We start from the raw sequence: 18,124 nt of genomic DNA on the forward strand, positions 1-18,124 counted from the left end.
CCGCGTTTGAATGGGGACAAGACGTGAAAAATAAGGAAGCAAGCAAGGTCGTTCATCAACGCCTTCGCAACCTGTTTTCATTTCTACCCCGGCCATTGCGATTTGCCATTTATCGTTCATTCGTCGAATGTGACCCTCATCCGGACCCCCGCCTCGTTCTAAAAATTGCGGAGACTCAGGAAGAGTTAGCGGCTTGTTTCAAACTATTGCACGATTCTTACGTTAGTAGCGGGTTCATGAAGCCCGACCCGTCAGGTATGCGGGTTACGATCTACCATGCTTTACCTACCACCACCACGTTGTGCGCCAAGTTTGACGGCGAAGTGGTTGGCACCATGTCCCTGATCAGGGAGAGTCTTTTTGGATTTCCCCTGCAATCCATTTTTGACCTGAGTCAAGTTCGTGCGAACAAAGGCAACATTGCAGAAGTATCGGCGCTTGCGGTTCACCCCAAGTTCCGGAAAACAGGAGGTGCCATCCTGTTCCCGCTCATGAAGTTCATGTACGACTACTGCACGACTTTTTTTGACACGCGTCACCTCGTCATTGCAGTCAATCCAAACCGGATTGAGTTGTACGAATCACTCCTGTTTTTCCGCCGACTGTCGGAGAGCTCGATTGCCAACTATGACTTCGCCAACGGGGCGCCAGCTGTCGGTGCTTCATTGGACCTGTACGGCGCTCCTGCAGTGTTTGCACGCACTTATGGAAAGAAAAAGGAACGTCGAAATTTGCATCAGTATTTCGTCAAAACCGTGCTGCCCAATATTGTCGTTCCCAACCGGCGTTATTTCACGACCAATGATCCCGTGATGACGCCGGACTTGCTTGATTACTTTTTCAATCAAAAGACCAAGGTCTTCTCCCAGCTTGAGGCGCGCAAGAAGAGCCTTTTGCACGCCATTTACAACCTCGCTGCCTACAAAATCGTTTTGCCCGAAATGCCGTCTGAGGTGACGCGCCAGCATTGGCTTCGACAACACGAGCGGTACACCGTCCAATGCCCGGGAACCCTGCAGGTTGATGTTGAAAGCCACCAGCTTGAAATCGTGGAGTTGTCCGAATATGGATTTCAGGCCAAGTCTCTCCAGCCTTTGCCGCTTCATACTTGGGGCGAGGCAGCAATTCAATTGGGGCAGGCAGAAAGGTCAACCGTGAAAGTCATGGCCATACGGGAAAAAGCCAATGGATTTGAGGGGTTTTACGGTTTCCGACTCGCCGAGCCCGATTTGGCTTGGCGTAAATTCGTCAGCGCCCTGAAATCGGGCGCGACGCATGAGGACCTGGAATATGCGACCCGGTTTTTGCTGTCATGACAAGATCGCGCGCTTTGAGCCCCAAGAGACTCCTTCACCATACTCTACGCAAGATTTTTTCGGTACTTCCAAAGGTATGGCGATTTGCGCTCTACCGCTCTTTTGTCGATTGCGACCCCAGACCAGACAAACGGCTGGTTCTCAAAATTGCAGAGACCAAGGAAGAACTGGAAGCTTGTTTCAAGCTTTTGCACGACGCCTATGTTGGCAGCGGCTTCATGGTGCCCCACCCCTCAGGCATGCGGGTCAACATTTACCATGCGCTCCCAACGACGACTACACTGTGCGCCAAGTTTGACGGTGAAGTGGTTGGCACCTTGTCCCTGATCAGAGAGAGCGTATTCGGGTTTCCGTTGAAGTCTATCTTTGACCTGCAGGAAATTCGTGCCAAGGAAGGAAAATTGGCGGAAGTCTCGGCGCTGGCTGTTCACCCCAAGTTCAGGAATACAGGGGGCATGATCCTGTTCCCTTTGATGAAGTTCATGTATGACTATTGCACGACTTTTTTTGATACCCGCCACCTGGTAATTGCCGTCAACCCCAACAAGATTGAAATGTATGAATCACTCTTGTTGTTCGAGCGGCTGGAACAAGCCTCAGTTAAAAACTATGATTTTGTAAATGGCGCACCGGCTGTCGGTGCCTGCCTGGATTTACAAGAGGCCCCAGGTAATCTTAAGCAGGTCTATGGGAAGCGCACGCGCCGAAAGAATTTGTATTTGTATTTCAGGCGGACTCGATTGCGCAATATTGTGATGCCCCGCAGGCGTTACTACACAACCAATGATCCGGTAATGACACCTGATCTCTTAGACTATTTTTTCAATCAGCGCACACAAACGTTTGATCACCTGAACGAACGAGAAAAGGGTTTGTTGCATTGCATTTACAACATTCCTGAGTACAGGTCTGTACTGCCAGCGTTTTTCTCTGAGTCCAATTTTCGAATTCGCCAGCGTGAGCATCGACGCTACTCACTCAAATGCCCGGCCAGTTTTACGACAACCGGACGAGAGGCCGCAGACCCTTACGACTTACGCATCATTGAGATATCAGAAGATGGTTTCTTGGCTCGCTCAAAAGAACCATTGCCCACCCAAGTGTGGGGACAAGCCACAATTCAGCTCGGGATGGATGAAAAATCTGTCATCAAGGCCATGCCAGTGCACGGCAAATACACTGGGCCATACGGCATCTATGGTTTCAAACTGGCGGAAACCGACTTGTCCTGGCGCAAGTTCGTTGGTGTTTTGAAATCAGGCGCAACCCATGAAGATATGGACAATGCCACTCGGTTTCTCACGTCATAAAGCAAGTCGTTACCAGGCTTGGCTTCAGTCTTTCTTGTTTCTCCGGAGTAACTCCAGTACATATCGGGACGGAATCGCATAGCTAATCCCCGATGGGTTGGTCAAAGCCGATTCACGGGTTCCTTTGATGAACACCATGTTGAGAACTCCCAGGACATCGCCTGTCTCAGGGTCAAACATGGGGCCACCACTGTTACCAGGATAGGCTGTCCCATCAAGCTGAAATACATTGAACCGATCGCCGCTACGCAAATTACGTATCGTTTGTTCGTTAAGCTTTTGAGCCGATGGGGTTGGCAAAGCCGCCGCGGCAATCGACGACACAATACCCCGATGCGTCACGGGTGAGAAGCCCAGCGCCCCCCCAATCGGAAACCCGATAAAGGCAATCGCCTGCCCCTCTCGGACCGAATCGGAATCTCGCACGTTGAAAGCGGGTATGGCAGCGCCGTCGAAGCGCAGTAAAACCAAATCATGAACTTTGTCCACTTCGAGCACCGTGGCAACGCGCATCTGCAATTCGTTTTGACCGGCGCCACTCTGAACGACCAAAGTCGCATTCACGTCCACGTCAGCCGATTGCGGGAGGACATGGGCGTTGGTGATGACCAGATTACTTTTGACTTGGCCAGCATCGGCAACGACAAATCCTGTGCCTCTCAAGCCGAAGCGCGGGTTGCTGGTGGCATTAAAGGTCCCGACCAAGACGACCGCTGGTTTGATTTTGGTAATGGTGCTAGAAAGGTCTGCTCTGAGAGGCCCTGCAAAGAAGACACCTATGAGAACAAGGAGAAATAGTCTTTTGTTCATTTTTTAAATATCCGTTGTTTCTATTGTTGAGCCATGTGCAGACAAACTCTTCGTGCTCTTTTGTCTATTTTGCAATGCTCACTTGCTCAATGACTGATTCTTTTCTGTGGAAAAGTCTTCATCCAAACTTTGCGTAGAAGATGCGGCACAACCATGTGAAATGGCATACGCAAAGCATGCGAACGAACGTAGAGTAACCATCGGGCCAAGCCGGTCCAACGAGTGTTGCAACTCGGGTGATCTGGCTGCAAAGCCAATCCAAGCAGCCACACCATCGTGATTCGGGCCGGCGCTGCTGGAGCAAACAGGCGTACACGCAACGTCCATTCAGCCGGCGCTGACACGCCGAACAGCCGCTGAACGTGAAACAGCGCATGAAACAGGGGTATCTGTAGGCCCAGATTCTCCGCACGATCAAACAGACTAGACCAGAAGTCCTGTTGCTGAGCAAAATGTGTCAGCAAATCCTTGATATCCAGCAGGTCGCGCAGTCCGTGACTGAAGTCGCCTTCTTGGAACAAATGCACCGCACTGTGCAACACCATATCTGGTGGTGCCAGCACATACAGCCTACGCCCCTCGTCGACAGCCACGAGGCGATCGAACAGCGTAGAACCATTGACTTTGAATCGAGAGGTGGGTGGTGTGATCGTATGGTGCACATCAATGACCGTTTGGCGCTGAACATGTTTCATCGGCGGGATTTCATGCATCCACTCTCGGTAGTAACGATCGTTGTAGGCATCGCGCTCTTCGCCAATCCACCCAGCACCAAACAACGCGCCCTCGACCTCCGGCAAGCGCTCCCTCTTGACCAGGATGTCAATATCAGAGAACAACCTGGCCCTGCCCGCTGGCAAGCCGGCAACAACATAGGCAGCGCCTTTGAGTAGCACGATGGGGGTGTCGACATCCTGCAGAGCACGTTGAATGCAATCGACTTCCCACTGCGCCTCGTGCCGCTGCCGTCCTACCCACCGTAGCGCCCCATCCAAATGGCGCCAGGCGGCTTCGGGCACCGAGTCAACCGCATTCAGATCGATGTAATGCTGGGCTAGCCTCGAGATCAGCCGGGCCTGCCGCGCCTGCCCCAGCAGTAACTCCCATTGCCGGAGCGTCATCTTCGGCAGACGCTGCGGGTGCTGCCATACCGCTGTCAGCAGGTCACCGCTGACCTGGCAGGCGGAATTTAAACCACTCATTCGAGCGCCTGCTGCAGCAGCGCATCAAACGCCACTGTTGCATCATTGAGATCGCTGTAATGAAAATCGTAGCAGTCACAGTTCGCCACCAGATCGCCTAGTGCCTCAAAGCCCAATTGCCCCAGCACCATGTAGTTGAAGGCATTGCGCCCGAGTTCCAACATGCTTTCGGCCTTGGGCCGCAGTTGCATCGTTGGGTCCGCACCGGACACATAGCGTGGAAACACCACCCAGCGCGGCCGTGCGCGCTCGTCGACGCGGCGCACATGCTCAGCTTGCGCTCGCATGTGGGTGACGCTGCCCTTGACGGTACCGTGCGAAACACGATTGAACACAGCATGCGGCGCAAAGCGACGGATTACTTCAATCGACTCGTTCTTGAGGCTGACGGGCCGGGCCAGTGCAGTAACACCCCCATCGGCCAACGAGATCATGGTGACCTCGTCCGACAATAAACGCCAGTCACTGCTGACAAGCCCGGCGCACAAGGTGCTCTTGCCCGAGCCAGGTGGCGCCGGCAGAATGACCGCAAGCCCCTGCCGCTCAACCACCGCTGCGTGTAGCAGCAGGCCTTGGTGGGCATGAGATGAAATGCACCAGTTCATTGCCCATTCCAGCAGCGGGTAGGCATGGTCGGCAGGCAGCGGCTCGAAAGGCGATTCGCCGTCAAAGACAAAGCGCACCTGCGGCCGAAGCCACCTGCGCAGACCGTGGACCCATTCGAGCCGCACGTCGAAATCGACGAACTCAACTTCTGCGGCCAACAGGTTGGACGCATAAAGCAGGCTCAAGCCTTCGGCCACCGACGGCACCGGCGAAAAAATGCGAAACACGAAAGGTCCCGTGCGCAACGCCAAACCTCCGCCACAAAGGCGCCGCACAAGTTCAGTGGGCGGCAACTCAGACAACAACATGAGCGGGCATAGGGGTGATGAGACCCAGTGCGGCCAGCTGGTCGATCACCGCCGACACAAAGGCTGCCTCCGTCGCCTCAATGGGAATACCAAAATAACGGCCCAAGATCGCCAGCAGCGCGGTCATGGACAACGGTAAGCCCTCCTCGTAGCTCATCAACTGGGCCGCCGCCACTGCGGTCATCTGGTGAGTTTGGCCCGACAATGCATCAAACAAAACCCAGTCATCATCAAACTGAAGCCAATGCAACTCAACGAGCGGATTGATCCGATAGGCGGGTTGTGAGAAACCCGTTGCCGACAAGCTCTCGCTCATGCGCGAAGACGGATCACAGCCAGCGCCGCGATCACGCGACGGTCTGCATGTAACCTCTGAAAAAGGCCAACGCCTGGGTCTTCAGCACGCCCCCACCCATATAAAACGCCCGCACCTGCGACGCGTTGTAGGGGAAGTTGACATTACTCGGATTGAGCGCATTGAGCAGCGCCGTCACCCAAACAGCCTGATCGGTCAAAGGCCTATTTTTCAAAATATTAAACAAACTCGTTGAAGCAGGCCCGGAACCGAACACTGTTGCAAAGTTAGTGTCTTGGTTGAACAAAATGCCGTCAACCGTATTAGTGGCGATGGCCGGCGGGCCTGCCTTGTAGCTCGGCCAGTTCGCCAAGCTGCCTAGGGGGGGGGCATAGTGGCCCGGCTGGAAGCCCGAGCAAACTCCACCGTCCGTGGGATGCGAGCCGATGTTGGACTGTACCCCCGACACCGTGCACAGCTTGCCACCACCAATGATAGTAGGCGCCGCCAGCGTACTGATAGGTACCGCCATAGCCAGCGCCGCCGAGCCCCTGCTCAAACCCTTAAATAGGGCACGTCTACGTGCCTGCGCCTCGGCCGACATCGCCGACGACGACTCCAATGGCCCGCTCTCGCCTTCGCTTGACTGGGTAGATGAAAGATCGTTTTGCATGATGTTTGTCCAAACGGTTGAGTCGAGTAATTCGGGGCGAATTTCAGCAAGAGTAGGCAGAAATCAGCTCACTCTGAGTCGCCAAAGTTGACAAACAAATCTTGGCATCAGGAGCCATCCGTCCTTTGCAGATTCCCTTATGGGAAACATGGCGGCAAGCAATTGCAGCACAGAAAAACATTTCTGCGCTGGCTTGCTCCGTGGACTCAGTATTCTCAGTGCTCATATATAAACTCCCTCGCGTCACAGCAAATCTTGCAAAGGTTACGACAAATACGCTGACCCAGCCGACCTCAATGCTAACCATCTTATGTCAATCGCTGACGTTCTACGTATTACTGTACTCGCCTATAGTCGTCTATCAGGCACCATCAATAGCGACGACCAGCATATTTCGTGCCGAACGAACCAAGTCATTGATTTATATAGTAATTATATTTTGCACCATCCAAGTCGCCTGCTGGAAGTAAACAAAATCGACACATCTACAAACCCTTCATAAGAGCTGCAACTTCAGCCTGTCCCGCAAACTTATCGCCAAGTTTGGTCAGCTCAACCAGCTCTTTCCTCGCCAAGTCTTTTTTCCCACCTTTAATATGAATTTTTGCGCGATTAAGTTTGAATACCGCATTTTGCGGCTGAAGGATCAGCGCTTTGTTTTGGAGGTCCACCGCCGTCGCATAGTCGCCTTTGTCCGACTGCAACATGGCCAAGGTGTCCATAAAAGCGGGCTGATTTGGCGCCAAGGCATTTGCTTTCTCGGCAAAGGCGATAGCGATGGCGTTATCTCTATTCAGTTTGGCACTCACCCATGCCAAATTATTGTAGGCGACCGCGCTGTTGGGTTGAAGCTTGACCACCGCCGCATAATTCTTTTCAGCTCCGGCGTAGTCTTTGCGCACAATGGCTCCATCACCCAGATAAAACAAAAAGGCAGCATCCTTGGCGTTGTCTTTTTGCCAGCTGGTTGAGAACTTATCCGCTTCAACACCCTTGCCAGACGCCAATAGAACAGAATGCAATTTGATGGCCAACTCAGGCGCATTCACCTGCTTGAGCCCACCTCGATAGGCAGTTGCTGCCGCATCCCAGTTTTTCTGCGAAGCGTTGATGTCACCCTCGAGAACATAACCCACCGCCTCCTTGGGCCGTTGCTGTTGCACGGTACGGCCTATGGTTAGCGCGTCCTGAATCCTCTTTCCGTCAAGATGTAGCGCGATCAACGCACGCTGCGCTTCCAATAGGTCCGGCTTGATGTCCAGCGCTTTACGAAGGCTGCTCACTGCAGCTTCCTTGTTTTTGGCTACCATTTGAGCTTCTGCTAGGCGCATATGAGGCTGTGGTGACAAAGGCTGCATAACTGCCAGCTTGTTAAAAGTGGCAATAGCTTGGTTAATGTCCCCAGCGGCTTGTTGCGTGCGGCCCAATGCATGGAGCACTTCTGGGCTTTCGGGCAATGCAGTCACGGCATTTTGTGCTGCCGACGAGGCTGATTTGACGTCCTTGTTGCGTAAGTAAAGGTCAATCAGTAACAAACGCGGTGTTGCGTCCGTAGGGTTGGCCTCCACGGCATTCCCAATCAGCTTGGTCATCTCTTCATTGTTTGCGCCCGACCTTGCGGCGAGTTCTACCAGTGCCAGCAATGCTTGGCCATTTTTAGGATTCTTGGCTAACACGGCTTCGAATCGCTTTTTGGCGTCTTCCGGTTTCTTGTCCGCCATGTCGAGCCCAGCCAGACTGGCCACGGCAGGAAAGTAGGTCGGATCGATCGTCAAAGCACGCTCGAAGCTTTTTCTGGCTCCTACAGTATCTTGTTTGGCCATCAGGGTTCTTCCCCGCAAATTGGCCGCCAACGCTTTGTCCGGCTGCTTTTTCTCAAGACCATCAATGGCCTTCAATGCCTTGTCGAACTCTTGACGCCTTAAATGCACGCTGATGAGAGCCAAATCTGCCGTCGTACCCGCATCAGAGGCGGCAATTTCTTCCAACTCGCTGAATCCAGTATCTACCTGACCACTCATCAAATGAGTCAAGGCGAGAGATGTTCGTTTTCTACCGTCTTTGGGCGCCTGCTTGGTCGCCTTCGCAAAGAACTCTTCGGCCTTCTTGATGTCGCCGTTTTGCAGATAAACCTCGCCAGCCACGGATAGCAATTCAGGATCCACATTTTCACGATTCAGAGCAGGTAACAAAGTTGCCATCGCCTTAGCCGATTGCCCCGATCGCAGATAGGTAAGAACGAGCAACCGACGGGCCAAGGCAAGCTCCGGGGCAGCCTGAACAGCCTTGCTCAAATAGCCTTCCGCCTGCACGGGCGAATTAAGCTGAAGCTCTACCGCGCCAGCCAACTGCAAACCTTGAGCATTTGTTGGGGCTACCTTCAAGACCTGCTGAATCAGATCTCTGGCCAGCTTGAAGTCTTTCTTCTGAAACGCCAACTGGGCTTCAAGGTATTTGGTTTGCGGATGGTTGGGAGCGAATTTTTTCAATTGCTCTGTTTGCGTCGCCGCATCGGCGATGTTGCCTTGCTGCAGCAACATCGTGATAACAGCGACCTGGCCCGCCAGGAAATCAGGTTTGATTTCAATTGTCTTGCGATAAGCTGCCAACGCGTCTGGTGCCTGATTTTTCGCATATAACAAAATGTCGCCCTTGAGTTTCCAAGCCTCGTAGTTCTTGGGCGACTTGGCAATTACCTCGTCGGCCACCACCAGTGCGCCGTCAAAGTCACGCTGTCCAGCCTTTTGTCTCGCCTGTGCAATCAGTGCCGGCGCATAACCTGGCTCCGCAAACAAGGCTGCGCTCAAGGCGACTTGCGAAGGTTCCGCCTTGCCCTGCATGAGGTAAGCAGATGCCAACGAAGTTTGGAAACTTGCCTTGGCAGATGCCTGAGTCAATTCAAACTTGGTCAACTCATCTGTCAATTTCTTCGCTTGCCCCTGAGCCAATAAGGCTTTGGCTAACAGGGGCACCACTGCATCCACCGGATGTTTCAAATCAAGCGCCTTGCGCAATTCGGTTTCAGCTCCGACGGGGTCGCCAGTATTAAGAAGCGATGAACCCAAAAGAAAACGTGCTTCGGCTGAGTTGGGATTGCTCTGCAGCGCATTTTTGATCTGAATGACGGCAGCTTTGTTATCGTCCTTTGCCAAATAGTCTTTGGCAGAGGCTAGCATGGCTTCAGGCTTTTCGCTGCAAGCGCCAAGCAGCATCGACATCAGCGCGATCGATATGACCTGACGCATATTTGTTTTCTTGAAGTTCATGTTTTACCCATAGATTAAATTTTTGAGCGAAGCAAATTACTTCAAGCCCAGTCGGTGCATCAAATCGTAAAGCGTAGGCCGACTCACACCCAGCAATTCAGCGGCCTTCACCATATTTCCATTAACACGTCCCAGCGCCGCAATAATCGCGCGCTTCTCAGCACTGTCACGAATCAATCGCAAGTCAAGAGAGCTTTCGACGTCATCGGCGGCAAGATTAGTCAATCCCAGATCTTCGCTTGAAATCTGGTTGCCATCTGCCATGATCGTGGCGCGCCTGATACAGTTTTCAAGTTCACGGATATTGCCCGACCAAGGATGATTTTCAACCGATCTCAAAGCACCTTCCGTCAACATCATTGAAGGACGATTTTGCTCTTGCGAAAAGCGTCTGACAAATGCATGTGCCAATAGCGCTGCATCGCCGACACGATCACGCAACGGCGGAATATTGATAACTATTTCGGCCAATCTGTAATATAAATCTTCACGAAATTTCCCCTCTTTGCCAAGCGCATTCAGATCCTGATGTGTTGCGCAAACGATGCGAACATCCACTGGTATTTCCTGCCGCCCCCCCACACGCTCGATGACACGTTCCTGCAAAAAGCGCAACAATTTGGCCTGCAATGGAAATGGGAGGTCTCCTATTTCGTCGAGCATCAATGTGCCGCCATTGGCAGTTTCAATCTTTCCCAAAGTCATTTTGGCGGCACCAGTGAAAGCGCCTTTTTCGTGCCCGAAAAGCTCACTCTCAAGGAGATTTTCCGGAATGGCAGCACAGTTGATTGCAACGAACTTCCCAGCGCGACGCGGCGAAGACTGGTGCAATCCCCTTGCAAGCACCTCTTTCCCAGTGCCACTCTCACCAAGCAACATCACGGTGGCATTGCTGCCCGCCACTTTTTCAATCGTCCGGCATACGCGCATCATTTCAGGATCCCGCGTCATAAGACCGGAAAGAGAGTCCGGACGATGTAATTCACGCAAACGCCGGTTTTCACTTTGAAGCTCGAACAACCTGAAGGCTCGTTCAATTGTGAGATTTAACAATTCCGGTTCAAACGGTTTGGCAAAAAAATCATAGGCACCCATAGCGACTGCACGTAGCGCATTTTTCTGGTCATTTTGCCCGGTGAGAACAATCACCTTGATATCCGGGTCAACCGCCATAATCTGCTCAAGCAACTTGAATCCTTCAGAGACTGAGTCAGCATCAGGCGGCAACCCCAAGTCCATGGTCACCACCGCGGGCATTGTTTTGCGCAGTTGCAACATTGCACTTTCCCGATCGTGTGCGGTCACCGAATCAAACCGGTCCAACGACCATTTGATTTGCTTTTGCAATGCCAAATCATCTTCTACAATCAATAGGGCGCGCGTTTTTTCAGATGTCATGAGGATTCCAGCGAATGAAGGTCCGAAGTCTTCTGGGTTTCAAATAATGGCAAGAGTATTGTGACCGTGGTGCCCTTGTTCAGTTCACTTTCAACCTCAATGTGTCCACCCAGTTCCCGCACATACTGAAAGCTTTCATAGGCGCCAATCCCCATTCCAGCCTCTTTGGTAGTTTGAAAAGGCTTGAACAATCGATCCCGGATGAAATCCTGAGACATTCCCAAGCCTGTATCACCGATAACAACCCTTGCCCGACCACCGGAACGATCAAGCTTGATCCAGACGCGTCCGTGAACATCTGTCGCATCAAAGGCATTCTGGACTACATGTCCGATGATTCGTTCCAGCCTTTCTTCATGACCACGCGTGTCAACAGCCTCCAGCAATTGAAGCTCAAGTGATCTACCCCGCCCTTTGGCAACACCTTCTATACGGCGAATGATGGCCTCAAGACCAACACCAAAAACTGCGCCCGCAGGAGTTGCCCCCTCTCGCAATTGAAGCATCAACTGCCGCATGCGATCCAGTGAATTTTCAACTGTCAGCAACATATCCTGCTGAAACTCCGGGTTATCAGCCAGCCGCTTGGCATTCTTCATCATCAAGGAAAGTTGCGTCACTATGTTTTTTAGATCATGGACGACGAACGCAGACATCCGGTTGAAGGCGTCAAACTTTCGGACCTCGAGCAAAGCTTCGGTAGCCTGCATCTGCGCCAAAAAGCCAGCCGCTTGCTGACCCGCTGTTTTCAATAAATCATTGACTTCCCAATTCACATCGACGCGCGTGCGTGCACTGGCCAGCACGACAAAGCCAATCAATTCGTCGCCCACTATAAGCGGCACAACAAGCCAAGCTTGGGCCAACTCTTGTAGCCAGCTTGGCAGCTTCAATGTCCCGTAGCGACGCGAATATGAACGGTACTCTTCTAGATTGATGACCCAGCCGCTCTTCATCATGAACTCGCACAATGGCGAGTTACGCTCTTCTTTTTCCAACACGGCAGCCAAGTTCCAGCGTGCTGTCTGGCTAAAAGCGCTCTCACCTTTGGCTTTCATCCACAACCCGCCAGCGGGGCTCTCCAGCATTTCGGCTAGCGCACGGACAACCTGCTGTCCCATTTCTTGCGGCGAATTCCTGGGAGATAAGGTCCGAGTGAATTTAAGCCACTCCTCTCGGTAATCGTAACGATAACGAAAGAAGTGCTTGCCCAAATACACGCGTAGTTTGGCGCGCATCGATCCAGATAAGGCAAGGATTACAAGACCAATCAACGCAAAAAAAACCAGCCCGACCTGGAGTGCCCGCCCCCATTCGCCACCGAAGTAGCGCACGTAGTAGCCGACCCCAGAAATGAAAATCAGGTAAATTCCGGCGATCAAAAGCGTTGCGGAATGGAATGCAGCCTTTGGGGAAAGGTGAATTTTGCTGATCCAATCACGTCGACGGGAAATTGAAATCAGCAACAAAGGCACAACCAGCGCATGCATGGCGCCGCGCACGCCAAGCGCGTCTTCATCAAGGCGATTGAATAGCACCGCCTGCGAAAAAAGATACAGATCAAACAGAAAAACGCCGGCCAAACCAAGACATAAAGGTTTGATGCTCCACCGCGAATCCTCTGAGACGTTTCTGAATACCTGCTCTAGAAGAACCATGGCGAAAACCGATAGGGCCATGGAACTGAATAGGGCCAATCGCGAAGGATCGCCAAGGACACCAATGCCTATGGCACCAAAAAACAAGGCCATCAACCCCAAAAAAAACAAGACGCCTGAGAAGAGAGTTGTCCATGCCCTCCCATAGGGGACGTCTTGTGTCCGACCGGGTCTAGAAAGAGCAATCAAAAAAACAAACCAACAAACGTATCGGAGCAAATCGCCCAGCAAGCTAAGCAATAGAAAAATCGACTTGCCGGATAGCAACAACGCCAGCCCGAACCCCCCCCATACGGCGCTGAAGGTCACCGCTGCCAATAGGGCTTGCCTTGTCAATTCTCGCGGTGCTGAGGCATACCCTAACTGAAACAGCCGAAAGGAAAATACTGAATAGACAAATCCGGCAAAACCGTAGCTCCACGCCGTCAATTGAATGCTGTCGCCGCTCATGAACTAAAGAAGTCTGACTAGGACCTGGGAATAAAAATTGACCACGGCCAGCTCAATGTGCGCCTTGCCCGGTCAGAACAACACCAACCGTTTCAAAAAGAACGATGAGGTCAAGAAACAAAGTGTGGTTTTTAACGTAATACAGGTCATATTGAAGCTTCTCGGCCGAGTCCTCGACTGAGGCCCCATAGTGGTAGCGCACCTGCGCCCAACCAGTGACACCAGGCTTTACACTTTGGCGCACTGCAAAGTAAGGGATTTCCTGGGTCAATTTATCAACGAAGTAGGGGCGCTCTGGCCGCGGGCCCACCAAGCTCATCGATCCACCCAACACGTTGAACAACTGCGGCAACTCATCAATTCGCAACCTTCGGATCACCTTGCCTACCTTCGTCACTCGGTCGTCAGTAGCCGATGCCCACCGGGGTTTCCCGTCAACTTCAGCATCAGTTCGCATACTTCTGAATTTGGTAACGTTAAACAAACGCCCATTCAGCCCCACCCGCTCCTGCCGGTATAAAACGGGCCCACGGCTCTCCAGCAAAATCAGGAGCCCAGTGACCAACATCACCGGCAAAGACAAAATTATCAACGCCACGGCCCCCACAATGTCGTAAAAGCGTTTAATCAAGGTTCTGACAAGGCCTTGCTCGAAACCATCTCCAAAGATAAGCCAGCCGGCAGATACCGCATCAAGCCTGATTTGCCCCAGTGTTTTTTCAAAATGGGTGGCGATATCGACCACCCGCACGCCCCTCAGCTTGCAATCGAGGAGCTCACGTAAAGGCATGCTGCCACCACGACGCTCAGTCAGGGCAACCACAATTTCATCGACTTTTTGCTCGTGAACAATATCTGTCAACGATTTTTCAGGTGACAAAAGGCCCCAAGCAGAAACCTCACTTGCAATCTCATTGGGGCTGGGGTAATAGCCCAAAAGATCGACATTCGGGTCTGACATTTTTAGACTTCGACCAACCAACTTTGCGCGCATCCCCGATCCATAAATAAGAACACGTTGCCGGGTCTTCGTTTTAGATTTTTGTGTCACACGAACTCTGTTGATCAACATCAAGGCGACGCCTGCCGTCAAAGTCATCAAAAATATTTTGCCATCTTCGAGTTTGAGCGGGGACAGGCGAAAAATCCCATACGCGAATGGCAAAGACAGGCACAAGGCAAGGGCAGCCCGAGCACCAGATTGCGCCAATGTAAGGTTGTGGCCACGTCGGTAAAAACCAAGGCCTGCATTAATTACCAAAATGCCGACCGCGAGCAACAAAGAGGTACTGACAACGACCAATGACTCTGACCCTGGATCCGCCACTTGGGAAAGGATAGAAACCACCAAAGTAGCCAAGACAATGCTGACATCAAAGAAAAACTGCAAAAGCGTACGCTTACGAAAATAGTGATTGAATATTTTTACCATTTTCAGACCCCATTTTCATGCTCAGTCTTGAGCAATCCATTCTTATAGTACACCGCTGCCCAATGGCTGACACAGGCTGACGACTTGACATGACCGTTACCGGAATTCGAAACTCCAGTGTAGCAATTACATCTATGCCTCTCTACGCTGAACAAGTGTATACAGGCTACGACTATGCAGCATGGTCGGCAAGAAACAGAGGGGCAGGAGTTCTATAGAGTGCACCTAACTGAATTGAAAATAGCGCCAGCATATAAGCCATGAAATGTATACGCGGTGTATCCATGACACTGCTGATCAGCCCGACCAACAGCACGGCGGAAAGGGAAGCAGCCAGATAGGGTGATAGAGGCATCGACCGGGCTTGGCCGAAAACAAGATGCCAGAGCGCGTACCCGGTTAACGTGAGAAAGAGTGCCAATCCGATGACCCCGCGCTCCACGAGCGCTTCAAGAAACAGGTTATCTATGTGCCACGGTAAAAAATAGAACTGCGCAGCAGGCAACCAGTGGGCCAACGCATTTGAGAAGTTGCCATTCTCAAGCACACTACTTCCGCCTCCCACTGTCAGTCTCACATTGTCTAGATCGACTTTTTGCCCTTCGTTCAGGACGGACAGTGATAAAACGGTGAGATGCGGCGCATACCAAGGCCCCTTATCCAACACCGGACCGTCAAGCGACACCGCAAAGGTTCGCCATTTTTCTTTGTCTACCGACGTACCCGGCACAACCCGTAAAAATCCGACCTGGCAATCTCCGTCATACAGTAAATGTCGCTCACACAGTTCCACATAGACTTCGGTTGACGTGATGGCCCGGACGTCCAGACTAACCTGATTCCGCCCGCCTGAAACCTCACCCACCCGCTGAGTCAATGCGTACAGCCCTGCCAGTTTTTTTTGCGATTGCGGACCATGCAGCGAAACGAACGTATTGAGTTTTCCGTCCGTCCCAGACTCATGTTCAATATTTACACGGCCCGAAAATTCACCTTGGGGGCCCTGCGCAGCATAGTTGGCAGGCAAGCGCCCCAAGCCTATGCCAAGCAGCCAGTCAGTTGGCCCATGGAGCAGAGCAACGCCATTCTGCCAATGTGCGATGCGGCTACCCATGTCCCGATCAGTCCTGTCCAGACGCTTCGCCATGAAGGACCCTCCACCCAGTACGACGGCGACCTCGGCAGCCAATGCGGCCACCAAAAACAAAGCCCCCTTTGCCCGCCACGTATCGAGCCCATGCCGTTGCCAAGCGTGACGAAGGAGCGCCAATGGATTGACGTGAGACCGTTGCCCCCATAACAACAAACCGAGGAGGCACAACGAGCCTGCAACAGAAAAGTAAACGCCTCGGGAAAAGGTGCTCAAGCAAGCGTAGCCCGTTAACAAGGCCAGCGCCGACAACCCAGTCCAAATTACCGGTCGACGGGAAACCACCAAAGCCCAAACAATAAAAGGGGTGGTCATAGCCAAATAAGCATCGATCGCAGCGCCGCCCACATGCATTTCCCAAAAAAGAGCCACAGTCCGGTAATGGGCTGAAAAATCAAATACGCCAGGAAAGGCCGCGCGCTCCCAAAGCACCGCAAGCGTAACCACTGTCAGCCCTGCCACCATGCCAACAGCCAAACGTTGACCATCCTTTGCTGCACCTTGCGGTTGCCCTGGCAATAGAGGCGCAAACAGCAGGGCAAAGCCCACACTTTTGAATAGACGCAGGCTGTTCAAGGCATCGGTGTAGCCCGCAAACCAGTCAAACGAAAAACCACCCGCATCCTCAAATCCCCGCCAAAGCGCGAGCAAGCTTGTGCCACCCAAAACGACGATCAGCCCCCGCAACTCCATTGATATTTTGATGCCCCTGCCAGACCAGCAACTGCAAGCCAAACGCCCGTAACCGCCAGCAAGAGCGCCCAGCAGTAAAAGGTCAAACTCGTCAAAAACAATCCAACCACTCCACGGGGAGAAATTCAGAAAAGGAAGACAGGCGGGTACCACAAAGTACCAAGCACCAGGACACCAGGCCGCGACCAGGGACCAAAACCAAAACAGCGTCAGCGCCGCAACCGGCCACAAAGGGTGATGCCACGCAAGCATTGCCCCCGCCGCACAACAGCCCACGCTGACCAACAGCCAAGGCACCCCTCTCAGTAGGCCCAATCTAAACAAGAACCTCGACACAAGCAGGATGTCCCAAGAAGCCCTGCGGGCTGGCGCTTGCGCCATAGGCGCCCGACTGGAACACGACCGCAAGGTCCCCCACCTGAGCGACCGGCAAGGACATCCGGTCTGCCAGCAAATCCAAAGGCGTGCACAGTGGCCCAACCACGGAAGACACTTCTTTTTCCATCGAGTCGGCCCGATTCCCAATCGTGACGGGGTAGTTTTTCCGAACTACCTGTCCAAAGTTGCCCGACGCTGACAAATGATGGTGTAGACCACCATCAGCCACCAGATACACCTGCCCACGAGAGACCTTGCGGTCCACAATGCGGGCCACATAAATACCGGCCTCGCCGACCAAATACCGACCCAGTTCAATCACAAAGGCAGCGTCAGGTAACTCAATCTGCGATCGCTGGGCAAGACGGGCGAGATTGTCACCAATAGGGCCCAAGTCAAGTCGCTGCTCCCCGGGAAAATAGGGAATGCCAAAACCGCCACCCAGATTCAAAAACCGCACCGGCAGGGGCGCATCCTGCGACAAGCGCACGGCCAACTCAAATGATTTTTGCTGCGCCTCACAAATGGATTCCGGGCGCAGATTCTGCGAGCCAGCAAAAAGATGAAATCCTTCAAACGCCAGGCCAGCTCGCCCGATATCGGCCAACAGTTCAGGCATCTGCTCCACATCCACGCCAAACTGCTTGGGGCCGCCACCCATCTTCATGCCCGAACCTTTGAGCTCAAAGTCCGGGTTAACACGCACAGCCACGCGGGCTGCCACCCCCAACTTTGATGAAATGGCCTCCAACGCAACCACTTCGCGAAATGACTCCACATTGATTAGTACGCGAGACGCCACAGCCTGTCGCAACTCGACATCACGTTTGCCAGGCCCAGCAAAGCTCACCTCTTTTGGATCGGCCCCTGCGTCCAAAGCCACCTTCAACTCACCCGCGGAGGCCACATCAATTCCGTCCACCAAACCCGCCATGAAGCCGACGACGGCGGGCATGGGGTTGGCCTTCATTGCGTAGTGCAGCTTGACCTCGCGGGGCAGCAGGCTGCGCAATTCAGTGACTCTTGCGCGCAACAGGGAACGGTCATAGGCATAAAAAGGGGTTTGTCCCACCCGGGCGGCAAGTAGTGACAGCCGCTCACCGCCGACGATCAATTCGCCATCACTGACAGGAAATTGGTTCATCGCCGCATGAACGGGTATCTGACGCTCAGGAACGA

At 52.9% G+C, this 18,124-nt stretch carries 13 protein-coding genes; 2 read left to right on the plus strand and 11 right to left on the minus strand.

The genetic code is table 11. The annotated features are described in order from the left end of the window. Positions 1-23: 23 nt before the first annotated feature. Both AC097N_RS11185 and AC097N_RS11190 read left to right on the plus strand, forming a co-directional pair. On the plus strand, positions 24-1,316 hold the full coding sequence (locus AC097N_RS11185) for a GNAT family N-acetyltransferase (RefSeq protein WP_479581094.1): 1,293 nt from the start codon (positions 24-26) through the stop codon (positions 1,314-1,316). Positions 1,317-1,330: 14 nt separating this feature from the next. After that, a complete protein-coding gene (locus AC097N_RS11190; RefSeq protein WP_479581095.1) occupies positions 1,331-2,626 on the plus strand; it encodes an N-acyl amino acid synthase FeeM domain-containing protein in 1,296 nt (431 codons plus the stop codon). A 24-nt stretch (positions 2,627-2,650) separates the two neighbouring features. Here the strand turns inward: AC097N_RS11190 and AC097N_RS11195 are convergent, their stop codons facing one another. From AC097N_RS11195 to AC097N_RS11245, 11 genes are all read right to left on the minus strand, one after another. Next, the gene (locus AC097N_RS11195) at positions 2,651-3,436 is read right to left on the minus strand and encodes a S1 family peptidase (protein WP_479581096.1); all 786 of its coding nucleotides are present in this window, start codon (positions 3,434-3,436) and stop codon (positions 2,651-2,653) included. Positions 3,437-3,522: 86 nt separating this feature from the next. Continuing rightward, positions 3,523-4,638 carry a nucleotidyltransferase domain-containing protein gene (locus AC097N_RS11200; protein WP_479581097.1) on the minus strand — a complete coding sequence of 372 codons (1,116 nt, stop codon included), beginning with the start codon at positions 4,636-4,638 and terminating at the stop codon, positions 3,523-3,525. Further along, on the minus strand, positions 4,635-5,552 hold the full coding sequence (locus tag AC097N_RS11205; RefSeq protein ID WP_479581098.1) for an HprK-related kinase A: 918 nt from the start codon (positions 5,550-5,552) through the stop codon (positions 4,635-4,637). Before AC097N_RS11205 ends, AC097N_RS11200 begins: the two co-directional genes overlap by 4 nt. Next, a complete protein-coding gene (locus tag AC097N_RS11210; RefSeq protein ID WP_479581099.1) occupies positions 5,539-5,868 on the minus strand; it encodes an HPr-rel-A system PqqD family peptide chaperone in 330 nt (109 codons plus the stop codon). Before AC097N_RS11210 ends, AC097N_RS11205 begins: the two co-directional genes overlap by 14 nt. Before the next feature lie 31 nt (positions 5,869-5,899). Continuing rightward, positions 5,900-6,520: a hypothetical protein gene (locus AC097N_RS11215; protein WP_479581100.1), complete on the minus strand. Its 621-nt coding sequence runs from the start codon at positions 6,518-6,520 to the stop codon at positions 5,900-5,902. A gap of 485 nt (positions 6,521-7,005) precedes the next feature. Then, positions 7,006-9,786, minus strand: coding sequence for an XrtA/PEP-CTERM system TPR-repeat protein PrsT (gene prsT / locus AC097N_RS11220; RefSeq protein ID WP_479581101.1), 2,781 nt, complete (start codon positions 9,784-9,786; stop codon positions 7,006-7,008). 36 nt (positions 9,787-9,822) lie between these two features. After that, entirely contained in the window at positions 9,823-11,184 is a 1,362-nt protein-coding gene (gene prsR / locus AC097N_RS11225) for a PEP-CTERM-box response regulator transcription factor (protein ID WP_479581102.1), read from the minus strand. Next, on the minus strand, positions 11,181-13,292 hold the full coding sequence (gene prsK / locus AC097N_RS11230) for an XrtA/PEP-CTERM system histidine kinase PrsK (RefSeq protein WP_479581103.1): 2,112 nt from the start codon (positions 13,290-13,292) through the stop codon (positions 11,181-11,183). Before prsK ends, prsR begins: the two co-directional genes overlap by 4 nt. Positions 13,293-13,344: 52 nt before the next feature. Next, a complete protein-coding gene (locus tag AC097N_RS11235; protein ID WP_479581104.1) occupies positions 13,345-14,724 on the minus strand; it encodes a TIGR03013 family XrtA/PEP-CTERM system glycosyltransferase in 1,380 nt (459 codons plus the stop codon). Positions 14,725-14,896: 172 nt separating this feature from the next. Next, positions 14,897-16,819: a hypothetical protein gene (locus AC097N_RS11240; RefSeq protein ID WP_479581105.1), complete on the minus strand. Its 1,923-nt coding sequence runs from the start codon at positions 16,817-16,819 to the stop codon at positions 14,897-14,899. 64 nt (positions 16,820-16,883) lie between these two features. Then, positions 16,884-18,089 carry a pyridoxal-dependent decarboxylase, exosortase A system-associated gene (locus AC097N_RS11245; protein ID WP_479581106.1) on the minus strand — a complete coding sequence of 402 codons (1,206 nt, stop codon included), beginning with the start codon at positions 18,087-18,089 and terminating at the stop codon, positions 16,884-16,886. Positions 18,090-18,124 lie beyond the last annotated feature (35 nt).

The sequence above is a fragment of the Rhodoferax sp. LS1R11 genome (assembly GCF_056521395.1).